This is a genomic window from Pannonibacter sp. XCT-53, assembly GCF_009915765.1.
GTDB classification, from domain to species: Bacteria; Pseudomonadota; Alphaproteobacteria; order Rhizobiales; family Stappiaceae; genus Pannonibacter; species Pannonibacter tanglangensis.
The window spans coordinates 215,501-230,981 of the sequence record NZ_JAABLQ010000004.1; the positions used below are offsets into that span (position 1 = coordinate 215,501).

Genomic DNA, 15,481 nt, shown 5'->3' on the forward strand with positions numbered 1-15,481 from the left:
GTGAGCGATTCCGTTTCCCTCTGGTCCGGCCTCAGCGCGCCGGATCTGGCCACCTTCGAGGCCATTGCCGCCGAGGCCTATGCCGGCCTGCCGGACGAGTTCCGTGCCCTCTGCCGTGATCTCGTGATCGGCATCGAGGATTTCCCCACGGACGAGATGCTGGACAGCGTCGGGCTCGAGGATCCCTTCGATCTGCTCGGACTGTTCCAGGGATCGGGCCTGCCGCAGACGGGCGGCGCGGTCTTCACAGGTCAGGAGCCCAACCGCATCTGGCTGTTCCGCCGGCCGATCCTCGACTACTGGGCCGGCTACGAGGAAAGCCTCGGCGACGTGATTGCCCATGTGCTCGTGCACGAGATCGGGCACCACTTCGGCCTGTCCGACGAGGACATGGAAGCAATCGAGGCCGCAGCGGACTGACCGTGCGGCCTCGATCTGAAGGTCGAAATCAGGCGCGACGCGCTTACTTGGCCTCTTCAGCCTTGGCGCGCTCGATCGCCTCGACGATGAGCTTGCGGGCGACGTCCGGCCCTTCGATGCCGGTGACCTTGACCCACTTGCCGGGCTCGAGATCCTTGTAGTGCTCGAAGAAGTGCTTGATCTGCGCGATGGTGATCGCGGGCAGGTCGTCGACCGAATGCACCTTGTCGTAGCGCTTGGTCAGCTTCGAGCTCGGGACGGCGATGATCTTCTCGTCCTGGCCGCTCTCGTCTTCCATGATCAGCACGCCGATCGGGCGGCAGCTCATGATCGCGCCCGGCACGATCGGGCGCTGGTTGGCCACGATCACGTCGATCGGGTCGCCGTCGCCGCACAGGGTGTGGGGCACGAAGCCGTAGTTCCCCGGGTAGCGCATGGGCGTGTAGAGGAAGCGGTCCACGTACATGGCACCGGCAGCCTTGTCCATCTCGTATTTGATCGGCTCGCCACCGACGGAGACTTCAATGATGACGTTGATTTCTTCCGGCGGGTTCTTGCCAATCGGCACGGCATCAATACGCATGGGATTGCTCCTTGAGTTGGTGCGCAGGTCTATTGCAGTCCGCGATGATCTGCGCAAGCACCAAGTGTTGCGCTGCAAGGAAAAGCCGGCGGCCGCAAGGCTGGAGAGGCGACGGAAGGGGGCCGCGAGGAAGGTTTCCGGCTGGCGGGCGACGCGGCTGCGATCAGGACGGGTGCGCGGGCCAGCAGTAGACCAGCAGTTCCAGCTTGCGCCCGCCGGTCGTGTGCCAGCTGCGGCTGGTCAGTCGGCCGCCGAGGGCCCGGTAGAAGCCGCAGGCCGGCGTGTTGTCCCCGAGCACCCGCACCGCGAGGCCGGGAAGCCGGCGGCTTTCGAGACTGGCGCGGGCCGCCTCGAACAGCTTCCGGCCGAAGCCGAGGCCCTGGTAATGCGGATGCAGGTACAGTTCGTAGATCTCGCCGGCAGCGGGCAGGCCGCGCATGCGGCAGGGGCCGGACGTGGCATAGCCGGCGACCTCGCCGCTGACCTCGATCAGGTCGATCCGCACGCCGCGGGCCAGAGCATCCGCCCACCAGCGCGGCGTGCGGTTGGTCACCAGCCGCTCCAGATCAAGGCCATCGAGCAGGCCGCGATAGGCGCCACGCCATGCTGCGGCGTGGACGTCAGCCAGGGCGGCTGCATCCCCCTGACGGGCCGGACGGGTTTCGACGAGCTGCGTGTTCATGCGCCGGATGATACAGCGCTTGCGGCAACTGGCAAAAGCAAACGCACCGGCGGCGCGCAGCGAAGGCAGGATTTTTCGGTAATGGACCGTCGGGCGACGCGTGGAGCGGGATGCGGCCTGCCCGAAATGAAAAGGGCCGGCAACGAGGCCGGCCCTTCAGGTGCCTCGCCCGAGTACGCGAGCACTGTGTCCGGAAGGTTCGGGCCCCGGGGGGCTGGGGGGCTAATGCGTACCGGGAACCTGGCCTGTCCGGACCGGACGAGGAATGGTCTTAATATGGGTGCTGTTTTTGGCCTGTGAAGGGCTCAAATGAGGCAAAACCAAGGTTTTTCAGCCCTCCTGCGCTGTCCTTGCCGATTTGCCGGCAAGCCAGATCGAGGGTTGCCAAGCGTGCGTCGGGCGGCGCATCATGACGGTCCTGTGACGGGCTGCGGTTGCGACCGGCAGTCTGGTCCGAAGGGTCTCTCGGGCGGGTCGCCCGACAGCAGGAGGCGCCATGAACGACAGCGATACGGACGCATCCGAACGTGGCGGCGAGCGGAGTGACCTCATCCCGCTCGCCGGATCCCAGCCCCCTCCAGCCCGGCCCGTGGTCGCCTTCGACCGGCGCGAGCTGGACCAGATCCTCCGGCTGTATGGCCGGATGGTGGCGGATGGCGAATGGCGCGACTATGCCATCGACCTCCTGCGCGACCGGGCCGTCTTCTCGGTGTTCCGCCGCTCCAGCGAGATGCCGCTCTACCGCATCGAGAAGGACCCGAAGCTGGCGCGCCGTCAGGGCGCCTACAGCGTGGTGGCGACGAACGGGATGATCCTGAAGCGCGGCCATGAGCTGGCCACCGTTCTCCGGGTGCTCGAGAAGAAACGGCACCTGCGTCTGGTTGATGCCTGAGTGTGCCCACCAGCCGGTGCAGGACCACGCCAGCGGTTGGCAGTCGCGTCCGTGATGACAAAAGGACGTGTCAAAAGCAGAAGGCCCGGGCGATGCCCGGGCCTTCGCTCTTTCCGGTGTGACCGGATTACTCGCGGTTGCTGCCGAACAGCTGCAGCAGCATCACGAAGAGGTTGATGAAGTCGAGGTACAGACGCAGCGCGCCCATGATCGACTTCTTGGCAGCCACTTCGCTGTCGTCGCCAGCGTAGTACATTTCCTTGATCTGCTGGGTGTCATAGGCGGTCAGGCCAGCGAAGACCAGCACGCCGATCACCGAGATCGCGAACTGCAGGGCCGAAGACTCGAGGAAGATGTTCACGAGCGAGGCCAGCACGATGCCGATCAGACCCATGAACAGGAACGAACCCCAGGCCGACAGGTCCTTCTTGGTGGTGTAGCCGAACAGGCTCAGGGCACCGAAGGAAACGGCGGTGATGAAGAACACCCGGGCGATCGAGCCACCGGTGTAGACCATGAAGATCGACGACAGCGACACGCCCATCACGGCGGCATAGACCCAGAAGGTCAGCTGCGCGGTGGCGGCGCTCATCGACTGGATGCGGAAGCTCAGGAACAGCACCATACCCAGCGGGGCGAGCATCACGACCCACTTCAGCGGGCTCAGGTAGAGCGCCTGGCCGAGAGCGGTGAGCTGGCCCGAGGAATCCATGGCAAAGTTGGCCACGCCCAGGGCAAACAGGCCCGTGATGGCCAGACCCAGGGTCATGTAGTTGTAAACGCCCAGCATGTAGGAGCGCAGGCCCTCATCGATGCCGGCATCGGCGTAGCGGCCGGCGACCGCGTAGGGCGTCTGGTTGTTCCGGTCGAACGTCGACATGTCAGTTTCCCCTTTTGTCGGTAACGTGGAAGCGAAGGCTTCCAAACCCGTTTGGCACAGAATATGGGAAAATTGCGTTACCTGAACAAGACGCCCCCTACGAAAAAACCATTACAGATCGTTCATGTTGGGGCGGGAACCGGCACCCGCCGCGGCTGACGCGCCGCGGGTGCCGGCCGTCCGGCATCAGAGGTTGCGCAGCACCGGCGCCGGCTTCTTGCCCAGCACCCGCCAGGTGCCGATCAGGCCGAAACCGACGGTCAGCACGAGGGCGCCCAGCACGGCGCCGATCGCGGTGGCCGGCAGCAGCACGAAGCTGCCGCCCATCACGTTGGTGATCACGAACCAGGCTGCGGTTGCTCCGGCCATCAGCGCGAACAGCGCGGTCGCAAGGCCGAGCAGGGCATACTCCAGCGCATAGGCAAAGATCAGCCGGCCCCGCGTGGCGCCGAGCGTCTTCAGGATCACCGCGTCGTAGATCCGGCTGCGGTTGCCGGCCGCCAGGGCGCCCGCCAGCACGAGGACGCTGGCGATCAGGGTGATCGACGAGGCCGAGCGGATGGCGAGGGCCAGCTGCTCGACGATGGAATTGACCTGGGTCAGCGCGTCCTTGACCCGGATCGAGGTCACCGTCGGAAACGAGGTGGACACGGTCTTCAGCAGCGACAGTTCCCGCTCCGCGCCGACATCCGGATCCCAGGTGACGGTCATCAGGTGGGCATGCGGGGCACCGGCGAAGGTGTTGGGCGAGAACACCATCACGAAGTTGATCGCGAGGCTTTCCCATTCCACCGTGCGCGTGTTCGCCAGACGCGCCGTGATCTCGCGCCCCAGCACGTTGACGCTGACGGTGTCGCCGATCTTCAGTCCGAGGCCGGTGGCCAGCTCCTCGTCGAAGGAAACCAGCGGTTCGCCGCTGTAGCCCTCGCCCCACCAGCTGCCCTGCACCAGTTTCGAGTTGGCGGGCATCTTGCTGTCATAGGTGATACCCCGGTCGCCCCGCAGCACCCAGGCGGCATCGGACGACACCTTCACCTGGTCGGAGGGGACCCCGTTCACCTTGGTCAGCCGGCCGCGCAGCATCGGCACGCTCTGGATCGTCGCGTCGCCGGCCTCCTGCTTCAGCAGCACCTCGAAGGCATCGCGCTCGGCGCTCTGGATGTCGATAAAGAAGAAGCTCGGGGCCTTCTGCGCGATGGTGGACGTCAGTTCGCGCCGCAGGTTGCCGTCGATGAGCGCCAGCGCCACCAGCAGGGTCAGCCCGAGGCCGAGCGACAGCACCACCGAGGGGGTGAGGGCTCCCGGCCGATGGATGTTGGCAATGGCAAGTCTGAGCGCGGTGGAGCGCACCACCGGGGCGCGACGGGCGAGCGCCATGATCGCCCGGGCAACCCCGATCAGCAGCAGGAAGGAACCGGCGGCGGCGCCGACATAGATCAGCGCGATGCGCTTGTCCTGCGCGAGGAAGATCGCGATTGCGGCCAGGCTTGCGGCTGCAACGGCCGTGGCGACCAGATAGCGCTTGCGTGGCGCGCTGCGGCGCGCGTCCACCTGGTCACGGAAGAGGGCCGTGGGGGGAATGTCATGCGCCCGGCCGAGCGGCCAGAGGGCGAAGGCGAGGGCGGTGAGCAGCCCGTAGAGGAGGCCGAGCCCCAGCTCGAACGGATAGATCGACAGTGCCAGCTGGATCGGCAGCACGCCGGCCAGCGCTGCACCGGCGACGAAGGGCAAGGCCGCTCCGATCACCAGACCGATGCCGATGCCGATGGCCGCAATCAGCATGACCTGGATGAGATAGATCGAGAATACCAGGTTGCCGGTGGCGCCCAGGCACTTGAAGCTGGCAATCACTTCCCGCTTCGTCTCCAGGAACGAGCGCACCGCGTTGGCGACGCCGACGCCGCCCACGACCAGCGCCGTCAGGCCGACAAGGGACAGGAACTGCGAGAAGCGGCTGATGTTGCGCTGCAGGCCAGGGGCCGAGTTGGCGCGCGACTGCACCCGCCAGCCGGCATCCGGGAATTTCTCCCGCGCCTCGTCCATGCGGGCCCGCGTGTCTTCGTCCGACGTCCCCTCGGGCAGGCGGACGCGGTAGGACCAGTTGACAAGGCTGCCCGGCTGCACCAGCCCGGTGGCCGGCAGGGCGGTGTCGGACAGCATCAGCCGCGGGCCGAACTCGATGCCTTCCGACAGCTTGTCCGGTTCGCTGGCGATGATGCCGGTGATGCGCACCGTGGCGCGGCCGAGGGCAACCGTGTCGCCCACCGCAAGGCCGAGGCGGCCCAGAAGCGAGGCGTCCGCGACCGCTCCGGCAATCCCGTCCGGACCGGTCGCCAGCTTGGCGGCCAGGTCGCCGCCCCCTTCGATGGCAAAGCTGCCGTAAAGCGGGTAGGCGCCGTCCACGGCCTTCAGCTCGACGAGGGCCTGGTCGCTGCCGTCCGGCTTGCGCGCCATGGCGCGCAGGGTGGCGACCCGCGAGGTCTCGCCGAGGCTGTCGATATGGGCGCGTTCGGCGGTGTCGGCTTCCCGGTGCACCAGACGGAACGACAGGTCACCGCCGAGGATGGTCTGGCCTTCGCTGGCGATGCCTTCCGTCATGGAGCGGGACACGGACGTGACGCCGGAGATGGCGGCCACGCCGAGCGCGATGCAGGCGATGAAGATGTAGAAGCCGCGCAGGCCGCCCCGCAGTTCGCGCAGGGCAAAGCGGAGGGCCAGGCGCCAGGTTGCCGCCTGTTCGGCCGACGGGGGGACGAAGGCGGTCATGCCGGAAGCCTCGCCGGTTGCGGCGTGCCGGCGCGCTCGCTTTCGATCTCGCCGGAGCGCAGCCGCACCACCCGGTCGCAACGTTCGGCCAGGCCGGGATCATGCGTCACCAGCACCAGGGTGGCGTTGTGGCGGGCGCGGGCGGCAAACATCAGCTCGATGATCTGCTCGCCGGTGCTGCCGTCGAGGTTGCCGGTCGGCTCGTCGGCAATGAGGATTGCCGGTTCAACGACCAGCGCACGGGCCACCGCCACGCGCTGTTGCTCGCCCCCCGACATCTGGGCGGGGTAATGCGTGAGCCGGTGGCCAAGGCCCACGGCTTCGAGCTCGGCACGGGCCTTGGCGAAGGCGTCGCGGTCGCCCGCCAGCTCCAGCGGCACGGCCACGTTTTCCAGCGCGGTCATGTTCGGGACGAGATGGAACGACTGGAAGATGATGCCGACGTTGCGCCCGCGGAAGCGGGCAAGCTGGTCCTCGGTCATCGGCGAGAGGTCGGAGCCTGCCACCTGCACCTGCCCCCGGTCGGCGCGCTCGAGGCCGGCCATCACCATCAGCAGGGTCGACTTGCCCGATCCCGACGGGCCCACCAGACCGACCGACGAGCCGGTGGCGATCTCCAGGTCGATGCCCTTGAGGATATGGACCTTGCCGGCGCCGTCGCCGAGGGTCAGGTGGACATCCTTGAGGGAGATGGCTGGTCCAGATGTCATGGTCGTCCCTATATAGACGGCAGCCGCGCCCGTGCGGGCCGATCGGTCTGCTCCTGTTCAGGCGGCTTTCGGGCGGGGTCAGGTGCGATGTCCGCTGGACCCGGCCGCGACGTTGCGCGAGAAAATGGGGCCAAACCACGGAGTGTTCCAGACCGTCATGCGTTCGTTCTTGTATCTGATTGTGTCAATGGCAGCCCTGGCCCTGCCCGTCACCGCATTCGCCCAGTCCCCGGCCGCGCCGTCGGCACCGGTGGCGAGCGGCGGCGAACCCGTCGAAATCGTTGTCCTTGGCGACAGTCTGTCGGCCGGATACCAGCTTCCGGCGGCAGAGGCCTTTCCCGTGCAGCTCGAGCGCGCCCTGAAGGAAAAGGGGCATAACATTTCCGTGATCAACGCGGGCGTGTCCGGCGACACGTCCAGCGGCGGCCTTGCACGGCTCGACTGGTCGGTGCCGCCGACGGCCGATGCGGTCATCCTCGAGCTTGGGGCAAACGATGCCTTGCGCGGCATTGATCCGGCCGCCACCCGCGCCAATCTCGACGCGATCGTGGCGCGGCTGACGCAGCGCGGCGTCAAGGTTCTGGTGGCCGGCATGCTGGCACCGCGCAATCTCGGCGAGGACTATGCCCGCGCGTTCGATCCGATCTTCGCCGACATTGCCGCCGCCCATGGCGCGCTGCTCTATCCCTTCTTCCTTGAGGGCGTTGCGATGAAGCCGGAGCTGAACCTGCCCGACGGCATGCATCCGACCGGCGAGGGGGTTTCCGTCATCGTTCGCGGTGTGCTACCGCTGGCGGAAGAGCTGATCGGCCGAGTCCGCCAGGGGTCGTAGGCTCTCCTCCCTTCGCGCCGGTTTCCCGCGTCCGGCCTGTTGCCCCAGCCTGTTGCCCCCGCCTCAGAGCTCAAGACCAGGACCTATCGATGGAACTTCGCCGTCTCGGCCGCACCGACCTTGCGGTCAGCCACATCTGCCTTGGAACCATGACGTTCGGGGAGCAGAACACCGAAGCCGAGGGCCATGCCCAGCTTGACCGAGCCTTTGCCGCCGGCGTCAATTTCCTCGACGCCGCCGAGCTTTACCCGATCCCGCCGCGCCCGGAAACGCAGGGGCGCACCGAGCGGATCATCGGCACCTGGCTCAAGGCGCGGGGCTTGCGTGACAAGGTGGTCGTGGCAACCAAGGTCGTCGGCCGCTCGGACATGACCCATTTCCGCAAGGACGGCTCGCCGGGCCGTCTGACGGCCCGCCAGATCAACGAGGCGGTCGACCGCAGCCTTGCCAACCTGCAGACCGACTGCATCGACCTCTACCAGGTGCACTGGCCGGAGCGGAACGTCTCCGGCTTCGGCTCCAATCCCACCCGCTGGGCCGATCCGGAGATCCTGTCCGACGAGACGCCGATCGAGGAAACGCTCGAGGCACTCACGGCCCTCGTGAAGGCCGGCAAGGTGCGGCATGTCGGCCTGTCCAATGAAAGCCCCTGGGGCACGATGACCTATCTGAAGGCGGCGGAGCTGAAGGGCCTGTCGCGTGTCGTCTCGATCCAGAATGCGTATAATCTCGTCAACCGGACCTTCGAGGCCGGGCTGGCCGAAGTGGCCCTCCGCGAGAGTGTCGGTCTCCTTGCCTATTCCGCCCTGGGGCAGGGGTATCTCACCGGCAAGTATCGCAACGGTGCAATGCCGGCCGGCTCGCGCAAGGCGCTGTTCAACAGGTTGCAGCGTTACGAGAAGCCGGGTGCCGAAGCGGCCATCAACGCCTATGTCGACCTGGCCCGCGAGGCCGGGCTCGATCCGTCGCAGATGGCGATTGCCTTTGCCCTGTCGCGCAGTTTCGTGACCAGCGTGATCATCGGCGCCACCAGCCTGGCGCAGCTGGACACCGCGCTGGGGGCGGCGGACCTGACCCTGCCGGCCGACGTGCTGGAGCGGATCGACGCGCTGCACCAGCTGCACGGCAATCCCTGCCCCTGACATCTGGCGTCTGGCCCCTGGCGCCTGACCCCTGGCGCCTGGCGCCTGCGGCTCCGGTCGCGATGCCCGCGATGGCAGCCGGCCTGTGGAACAAGACAGGCCGGTTGTCCGAATCACGCTTGGCCCGCGCGGCAGCTGCCGCGGTCGGGTCGGTCAGATCCTCTTGTTTTTCAGGGGTTTGAGATTTTTCTTGCGCAGTGCGGCAAACTGCCCCCTCAATGATCGTGTCAGCGACAGCGGAGGATCTGCCCGATGCCGCGCTTGTTTACGGGTCTTGAAATACCCGCCCAGACAGGCATGTACCTGTCCATGCTCCGCGGTGGCCTCAAGGGCAGCCGCTGGATTGACCCCGAAAACTACCACATCACTCTCCGCTTCATCGGCGACATCGACGACCGCACGGCCGACGAGGTGGCAGACGCGCTGTCACGCGTGCGGCGCGAGCCGGTGGAGATCCGGCTGAGCGGTCTGGGCTCCTTCGGCAACGGCAAGCCGCATGCGGTCTGGGCGCGCGTCCAGCCGACGCCGCAGCTGGCCGAGCTCCAGGGCGAGCAGGAGCGCATCCTGCAGCGGCTGGGATTGCCGGCGGAGCGGCGCAAGTACACGCCGCATGTCACCATCGCGCGCTGCAAGACGGCGAGCAACGAGGAGGTGGCGCGCTGGCTGATGGAACGGGGCGACTTCCAGGCCCCGCCCTTCCTGGCCGGCCGCTTCGTGCTCTATTCATCCCGTGCCAGCATCGGCGGCGGCCCGTATCTGGTCGAGGAAGCCTTCCCGCTCGCGGCCTGACCGGCTATCAAGGGGGCGCAGCCGGTCCGGTTCGCCCGGGCCGATGCCGCCCTGATCCGGCAGGACGCCTTGCGGCCGCCCGGGATGCGGCAAGGCTGGGTCTGGCCGGTCGGCGTTAGGCCGGCAGAAGCTGGGCCGGCGAAATCCGGGCTGGCGAAAAACCGGGCTGGCGAAAACCGGGCTGGCGAAAACTGGACAGGCGAGGGCGTGACAGGATGGTCAGCGGTGCAGGGCTCGTGCTTCAGGCGGTGCGGATCGTCCTCGGCTTCATTCTGGGGCTGACGGGCGCGGGCGTATTCCTTGCCTGGGGCTTTTTCCAGGGCCTGTCCGACACCTCGGAGCCGGGTCTTGCCGGAGCGGTGGTGGCCACGGGGCTTGTCTCGGCCGCGCTGATCGGGGCGCTGGCCTTCGTTCCCGCCGCCCTTGCCATCGTGCTGGCGGAAGCCTTCCGCTGGCGCAGCTTTCTCTATCATGTTGCCGTCGGGGGGCTGATCGCGCTGGCCCTGTGGGGGATCGGCGACATCGGGCCGATCCCGGATGATGCCGCCGGCGGTTCCAGCCTGCGGCCAGGCACGACGGTGGCGCTGGCTGCGGGCTTCGTCGCCGGCGCGATCTACTGGCTGGTGGCGGGCCGCTCCTCGGGCACCTGGCGCCGCGCCGAGGGCTGATCCGGCCCGCCGCAACGCCTTACAGCTGGTCCTTGTCCTGCAGGGCAGCGCGCGCTGCCTCCTTGTGCTCCGGCCGCATGTGGGTGCGGATCATGGCGAGCGCGGCCATCAGCACGGTCGCATCGTCACCGAAGCCGATGCCGATCAGGAAGTCGGGCATCATGTCGACCGGCAGCACGAAATAGGCCAGCGCCGCCAGCGTCGTCGCCCGCACCTTGGTCGGCGTGGCCGGATCCATGGCGCAGTAATAGCCGGCGATCACGTCCTCGAGGAACGGAACCTGGCGGGCCGCCTTGCGGGCCGTGGCCAGCAGCCGCTGACGCAGGCTCCTGATCTTCTGCTCGTCGGAGCCAAGCTCCGGTCCAAGGATCTCGGGATCGAAGCCGAGGTCGTCTACACGTGCGCGCATCCGGTGTCTCCTGTCGGGCGCCGTCGGGCAGACCCGCTGCCGCACCCGCCCCCATCATGATGACCATATGGGAAGTTCTCGTGACGGCTGCAACAGCGTCAAGCCCGGGCGCCGAGGCGGCGTGCGGTCTCGAGCCATCGCTGGCGCCGTTCGGGCGTCGATCCGCGCACGGGAGCGAAGGTCTTGAAGCGCACCGGCCGGAAACCGCAGAAGCCCAGGATCTGGCTCTTCATGGCCCGGTAGCCGCCGGCCCGCAGCACCAGATAGAGCCACCAGACCGGCGTGTCCGCCGTCACCAGCACCTCGGCGCTGCGGCCTTTCAGAAGCTTGGCCGGGAACGGGCTGCCGGCCTCGTACCGGAAGGCAAAGCCCGGCAGCAGCGTCCGGTCGAACAGGCCCTTGAGCCGTGCCGGCATCAGCCCCCACCACAGCGGATGTGCGATGACGAGATGGTCGCACCAGGCCACGGCCTCCTGAAACGCCAGCAGATCCGGTTCGAGCGGCTGCTGTCCGCCGTATCCGGCTGTGAAGTCGGGATTGAACTGCATGCGGGCGAGCGAGAAGGAACGGGTCTCGTGATCCTTGCTGCGGGCCCCCTCGGCATAGGCTTCTGCCAGGGCCTCGGTCAGGCTGGCCTCGGCCGGATGACCGCTGAGAACGAGGATACGTCTCGGCATGGTTGGGCCTCCTTGCGTGGGGTGCTGCATCCCGTTGTGGGCCCGGAGCGGCTGGTCCGGGGTGTCTTGGCCCGTTCTACCACGGGAGTGTCCGCATCAACCTCTGCCAGAGCCCCGTCGAGGCGGTGCAGGCATCCCGGATGCCCGGCCTGATCCGCCGGCCTCTCCGCGCTTGCTGCAAACGCGGCGGCCGCTGCCGGGAGGTCCGGGCAACGGCCGCAGGTGCGCCATGTCCGACATGGTGCGGGGAGGCGAGAGGTCCGGGGTCGGTCAGTCCAGCGCGCGGCTTTCCAGCAACCGGCGGGCGATGACCTGGGCCTGGATTTCCGCGGCCCCCTCGAAGATGTTGAGGATGCGGGCATCGCAAAGAACACGGCTGATCTGGTACTCCAGCGCAAAGCCGTTGCCGCCATGGATCTGCAGCGCGTTGTCCGCCGCCGCCCAGGCCACCCGGGCACCGAGCAGCTTGGCCATGCCGGCCTCGAGGTCACAGCGCCGGCCGGAGTCCTTTTCCCAGGCCGAGAAATAGGTCAGCTGGCGGGCAATCATCAGCTCGGCCGTGATCAGCGCCAGCTTGTCCGAGACGCGCGGGAAGTTGATCAGCGCCTTGCCGAACTGGACGCGCTCCTCGGCATAGCGCAGGCCAAGGTCCAGCGCCGCCTGGGCGACACCCAGCGCACGGGCTGCGGTCTGGATGCGGGCCCCCTCGAAGGTCTGCATCAGCTGCTTGAAGCCCTGGCCGGTTTCACCGCCGAGCAGGTTTTCCGCCTTCACCTCGAAGCCGTCAAAGGCGATCTCGTATTCCTTCATGCCGCGATAGCCGAGCACCTCGATCTCGCCGCCGGACATGCCCTCGGCCGGGAACGGGTCCTCGTCGGTGCCGCGCGGCTTTTCGGCGATGAACATCGACAGGCCCTTGTAGCCCGGCTCTTCGGGGTTGGTGCGGGCCAGCAGGGTCATGATGTCGGCGCGGACCGGATGGGTGATCCAGGTCTTGTTGCCGGAGATCTTCCAGACATCCCCGTCCAGCACTGCACGGGTGCGCAGGGAGGCCAGGTCGGAGCCGGTGTTGGGCTCGGTGAAGACGGCCGTCGGCAGGATCTCGCCGGAGGCGATCAGCGGCAGCCACTTCTGTTTCTGCTCTTCCGTGCCGCCGCACAGGATCAGCTCGCCTGCGATCTCCGAGCGGGTGCCCAGCGAGCCGACGCCGATGTAGGCGCGCGACAGCTCTTCGGAGACGACGCACATGCTCTCCTTGCCGAGGCCGAGCCCGCCGTATTCCTCCGGGATCGTCAGGCCGAAGACGCCAAGCTCGGCCATCTGGGCAATGACCTCGAGCGGGATGTAGTCATTCCTGAGGTGCCACTCATGCGCGTATGGCACCACCTTGTCCTCGGCAAAGCGGCGCATCTCGCCGCGGATCTGTTCCAGCGTCGCGTCAAGACCGCTGTCGCCGAAGGTCGAGCGGGAGGCCTGGTGACGGATCAGCTCCGCCAGCCGGGCGCGGACGGCCGGCGTGTTGCCCTCCGCCATCAGCTGCTCGATGGCCGGTGTGCGGGCAGCGGCGATCTCTGCCGCGCTCAGGCCCAGATCGCCGAGGCGGACGAATTCGCCCTGGTTCATCGGGATGCCGCCGAAGATCTGCGCCAGATACTCGGCAAAGCCCAGCCGGACGATCAGCTCCTCGATCTCGCCGTGGCGACCCTGCTCGCGCAGGCGCAGCTGATAGGCGTCCAGCTGGCGCAGCGCCTCGCCATAGGTCGCAAGCCAGGCGAGGCCGTGGGTTGCGCGCTGCTCGCGGTCCACCAGCTCGGACGAGATCTTGCCGCCCTTGCTGACCGCCTCGCGCACGCGGCGCGTGGCCGTGTCGACCAGCGAGCTGATCGTTTCGACGGCCGCGCGGGTCTGCGTCAGAAGCTCGTCTCCGGGCGCAGTCGGGGCACTGGCGCGGTTGAGGGCAGTGGTCATGGGTCCGTCCCTTTGCGTTTGTTGTTCGCGGCGTCGAAATCCGGCAAGCATGTTGCGTTGCACCTTACGCTTTGTCGAGGGCTGTGGATGTACGCCTTTTGGCTGACGGCCGCGGTTTTCTGCCTCAGGGGCTGGTCCGGGCCCGTGGCTGGCGCCGCCCGGGACTGCTGCGGTGCCGCGTCCGGCGGCCCGGCGTGGCAGGGTTGACGCCGGCCCCGGCGACAGGCGAGATCAGGGCATGATGCCCCGGCCCGCCCTCAGCGCCCCCTTGCGCGATGCCTATCGTGTCCTTGCCGACGCCTTCGGTCATTTCAACACCGATGATGGCTGGGCGATGGCGAGCCATGTGGCGCTGTCCACTCTCCTTGCGCTGTTTCCGTTCCTGATCTTCATCGCAGCACTTGCCGGCTTTCTGGGCTTCGGCGAGGCCGCGCCGCGGGTGTCGCAGCTGATCTTCGATGCCTGGCCCGATGCGGTCGCGGCCCCGGTCGCCAACGAGATCAGCAAGGTGCTCACCGTTCCGCGCGGCGACCTGCTGACCTTCGGCGTCATCGCCGCGCTGTGGTTCTCCTCGAACGGCGTCAGCGCCGTCCGTGTCGCCCTCAACCGCGCCTACCGGGTCACAGAGACCCGGAATTTCCTCGTCCTGCGCCTGCAGTCCATCCTGGTGGTGCTGTTCGGGGCCGTTGCCCTCATCGCCTTCACGCTGCTCATCGTCCTTGCCCCGCTGGCGATGGCGGCCGCGCAACGGTTCGCGCCGGCGCTGGCCGCCTGGTTCGACCAGCTCCATGTCGCCCGCTACGTGGTGGCGGGGCTCATCAGCACGGCCGGCCTTCTCGTGGTGCATGTGGTGCTGCCGGCCGGTCGGCGGCAGCTTCTCGACATCCTGCCCGGCGTCCTGCTGACGCTTGCGCTCTGGATCGGCTCCGGCATGCTGTTCGGCATGTATCTGGCGACCTATGCCAACTATGTCTCCACCTACGCCGGGCTGGCCGGTGTCATGACGGCGCTCGTGTTCCTGTACATGGTGGCGCTGGCGCTGCTGGCCGGCGGCGAGCTCAACGCATCCCTGCTGCGGGCGCGCCGGATCAGACAGCGTCGGCGGGCGGGGGAGGGGTCCGCTTCCGCCGGATGAGCAGGATCGCCGCCACCACAAGCCCCATGCCGGCGATCTGGACCGGCGCCAGCCGCTCGCCGAACAGGAAGTAGCTCTCGATCGTCGTGGCCACCGGCACCAGATAGAACAGCGAGGCAACCTCGGCCACGGCGCCGGCCCGGATCAGGTACATCAGCAGCAGGATGGCGCCGATCGACAGCACGAGCACCAGCCAGGCCAGCGCAAACGCGAATTGCGGGCTCCAGTCGATCTGCCAGCTCTCTCCGAGCGTCATGGGCAGCGACACGATCAGCGCGCCGACATACTGCCACACCGTGGCGGTGACGTGATCCGTCGCAGGCACGAAGCGCTTCTGGTACACGGTGCCGAAGCTCATGGCGAGAACGGCCGCCGCCATCGCGGTGATCGTGGCAATCGTGATCCCCGATCCGTCGAGGCCGAGCTTCGGCCCGACGATCAGCACCAGCCCGAGCGAGCCGAGCGCCATGCCGGCCCAGTGGCGCGGGCCGATCCGGTCACCGAGCAGCCACCCGGCCGCCAGGGCCGTCAGCACCGGCTGCAGTCCGACCATCAGCGCGCTGGCGCCGGCCGGCATGCCGCGATCAATTGCCCAGAAGACGCCACCGAGATAAATCCCGTGAACAAGCATGCCGGTGACAATGCAGTGCAGGATTGCCGGCGTGTTGTTTGGCCATTTTGATCCTGCTGCAACTGCGAAGACAAGCAGGAAGGGAAGTACAGCAAGGTATCTTACCGAGAGAAAGACAAATGGATCTGCGTAGGGCGCGCCCAGCTTCGAGCCAATGAAGCCTGTCGACCAGAGCAAAACGAAAAGACCTGGCGCTATGGTTGCAAGAATTGGCTTTTGCACGCGGAGTGTCCACTGTTTATGGCCTGGACCGAATCCAAACTGAATAGAATTTGGGCTCTTCACGACTTGAAAATG

General features: G+C 67.3%; 16 protein-coding genes. 7 read left to right on the plus strand and 9 right to left on the minus strand.

Translation table 11 applies throughout. The features are described from left to right. Positions 1-420: a metallopeptidase family protein gene (locus GWI72_RS19595; RefSeq protein ID WP_161678052.1), complete on the plus strand. Its 420-nt coding sequence runs from the start codon at positions 1-3 to the stop codon at positions 418-420. A 43-nt stretch (positions 421-463) separates the two neighbouring features. Here the strand turns inward: GWI72_RS19595 and ppa are convergent, their stop codons facing one another. Both ppa and GWI72_RS19605 read right to left on the minus strand, forming a co-directional pair. Then, a complete protein-coding gene (gene ppa, locus GWI72_RS19600) occupies positions 464-1,003 on the minus strand; it encodes an inorganic diphosphatase (RefSeq protein ID WP_161678054.1) in 540 nt (179 codons plus the stop codon). A 163-nt stretch (positions 1,004-1,166) separates the two neighbouring features. Next, the gene (locus tag GWI72_RS19605) at positions 1,167-1,685 is read right to left on the minus strand and encodes a GNAT family N-acetyltransferase (protein WP_161678056.1); all 519 of its coding nucleotides are present in this window, start codon (positions 1,683-1,685) and stop codon (positions 1,167-1,169) included. Between the two features lie 496 nt (positions 1,686-2,181). Between GWI72_RS19605 and GWI72_RS19610 the strand changes: the two genes are divergently transcribed. Further along, entirely contained in the window at positions 2,182-2,577 is a 396-nt protein-coding gene (locus tag GWI72_RS19610) for a DUF2794 domain-containing protein (protein WP_161678057.1), read from the plus strand. Between the two features lie 127 nt (positions 2,578-2,704). On the opposite strand, the gene GWI72_RS19615 is transcribed toward GWI72_RS19610, so the two are convergent. The 3 genes from GWI72_RS19615 to GWI72_RS19625 form a co-directional block, all read right to left on the minus strand. Next, a complete protein-coding gene (locus GWI72_RS19615; protein WP_161678059.1) occupies positions 2,705-3,457 on the minus strand; it encodes a Bax inhibitor-1/YccA family protein in 753 nt (250 codons plus the stop codon). Between the two features lie 186 nt (positions 3,458-3,643). Next, positions 3,644-6,223, minus strand: a complete 2,580-nt coding sequence (locus GWI72_RS19620) for an ABC transporter permease (RefSeq protein WP_161709720.1) — start codon at positions 6,221-6,223, stop codon at positions 3,644-3,646. Then, positions 6,220-6,933, minus strand: a complete 714-nt coding sequence (locus GWI72_RS19625) for an ABC transporter ATP-binding protein (protein WP_161678063.1) — start codon at positions 6,931-6,933, stop codon at positions 6,220-6,222. The genes GWI72_RS19620 and GWI72_RS19625 overlap by 4 nt, the downstream gene beginning before the upstream one ends. A 187-nt stretch (positions 6,934-7,120) precedes the next feature. Between GWI72_RS19625 and GWI72_RS19630 the strand changes: the two genes are divergently transcribed. The 4 genes from GWI72_RS19630 to GWI72_RS19645 all read left to right on the plus strand — a co-directional run bounded on the left by GWI72_RS19630 (position 7,121) and on the right by GWI72_RS19645 (position 10,364). Then, positions 7,121-7,765 (plus strand): arylesterase, encoded by a 645-nt coding sequence (locus tag GWI72_RS19630; protein WP_208995992.1) that lies wholly within the window; start codon positions 7,121-7,123, stop codon positions 7,763-7,765. Between the two features lie 89 nt (positions 7,766-7,854). After that, the gene (locus GWI72_RS19635) at positions 7,855-8,907 is read left to right on the plus strand and encodes an aldo/keto reductase (RefSeq protein WP_161709721.1); all 1,053 of its coding nucleotides are present in this window, start codon (positions 7,855-7,857) and stop codon (positions 8,905-8,907) included. 252 nt (positions 8,908-9,159) lie between these two features. Then, positions 9,160-9,696: an RNA 2',3'-cyclic phosphodiesterase gene (gene thpR, locus GWI72_RS19640; RefSeq protein ID WP_161678069.1), complete on the plus strand. Its 537-nt coding sequence runs from the start codon at positions 9,160-9,162 to the stop codon at positions 9,694-9,696. Positions 9,697-9,911: 215 nt separating this feature from the next. Then, a complete protein-coding gene (locus GWI72_RS19645; RefSeq protein WP_161678071.1) occupies positions 9,912-10,364 on the plus strand; it encodes a translation initiation factor IF-3 in 453 nt (150 codons plus the stop codon). Positions 10,365-10,383: 19 nt separating this feature from the next. Here the strand turns inward: GWI72_RS19645 and GWI72_RS19650 are convergent, their stop codons facing one another. From GWI72_RS19650 to GWI72_RS19660, 3 genes are all read right to left on the minus strand, one after another. Beyond that, positions 10,384-10,773 carry a YkvA family protein gene (locus tag GWI72_RS19650; protein ID WP_161678073.1) on the minus strand — a complete coding sequence of 130 codons (390 nt, stop codon included), beginning with the start codon at positions 10,771-10,773 and terminating at the stop codon, positions 10,384-10,386. Between the two features lie 98 nt (positions 10,774-10,871). Further along, on the minus strand, positions 10,872-11,450 hold the full coding sequence (locus GWI72_RS19655) for an NAD(P)H-dependent oxidoreductase (protein WP_161709722.1): 579 nt from the start codon (positions 11,448-11,450) through the stop codon (positions 10,872-10,874). Between the two features lie 270 nt (positions 11,451-11,720). Next, positions 11,721-13,418 carry an acyl-CoA dehydrogenase family protein gene (locus tag GWI72_RS19660; protein WP_161709723.1) on the minus strand — a complete coding sequence of 566 codons (1,698 nt, stop codon included), beginning with the start codon at positions 13,416-13,418 and terminating at the stop codon, positions 11,721-11,723. Between the two features lie 238 nt (positions 13,419-13,656). Between GWI72_RS19660 and GWI72_RS19665 the strand changes: the two genes are divergently transcribed. Then, complete coding sequence (locus GWI72_RS19665) at positions 13,657-14,553, plus strand: YihY/virulence factor BrkB family protein (protein WP_244314431.1); 897 nt, start codon at positions 13,657-13,659, stop codon at positions 14,551-14,553. On the opposite strand, the gene GWI72_RS19670 is transcribed toward GWI72_RS19665, so the two are convergent. Further along, on the minus strand, positions 14,507-15,469 hold the full coding sequence (locus tag GWI72_RS19670; RefSeq protein ID WP_348272724.1) for a DMT family transporter: 963 nt from the start codon (positions 15,467-15,469) through the stop codon (positions 14,507-14,509). The two genes, GWI72_RS19665 and GWI72_RS19670, sit on opposite strands and share 47 nt — an antisense overlap. Positions 15,470-15,481: the final 12 nt, after the last annotated feature.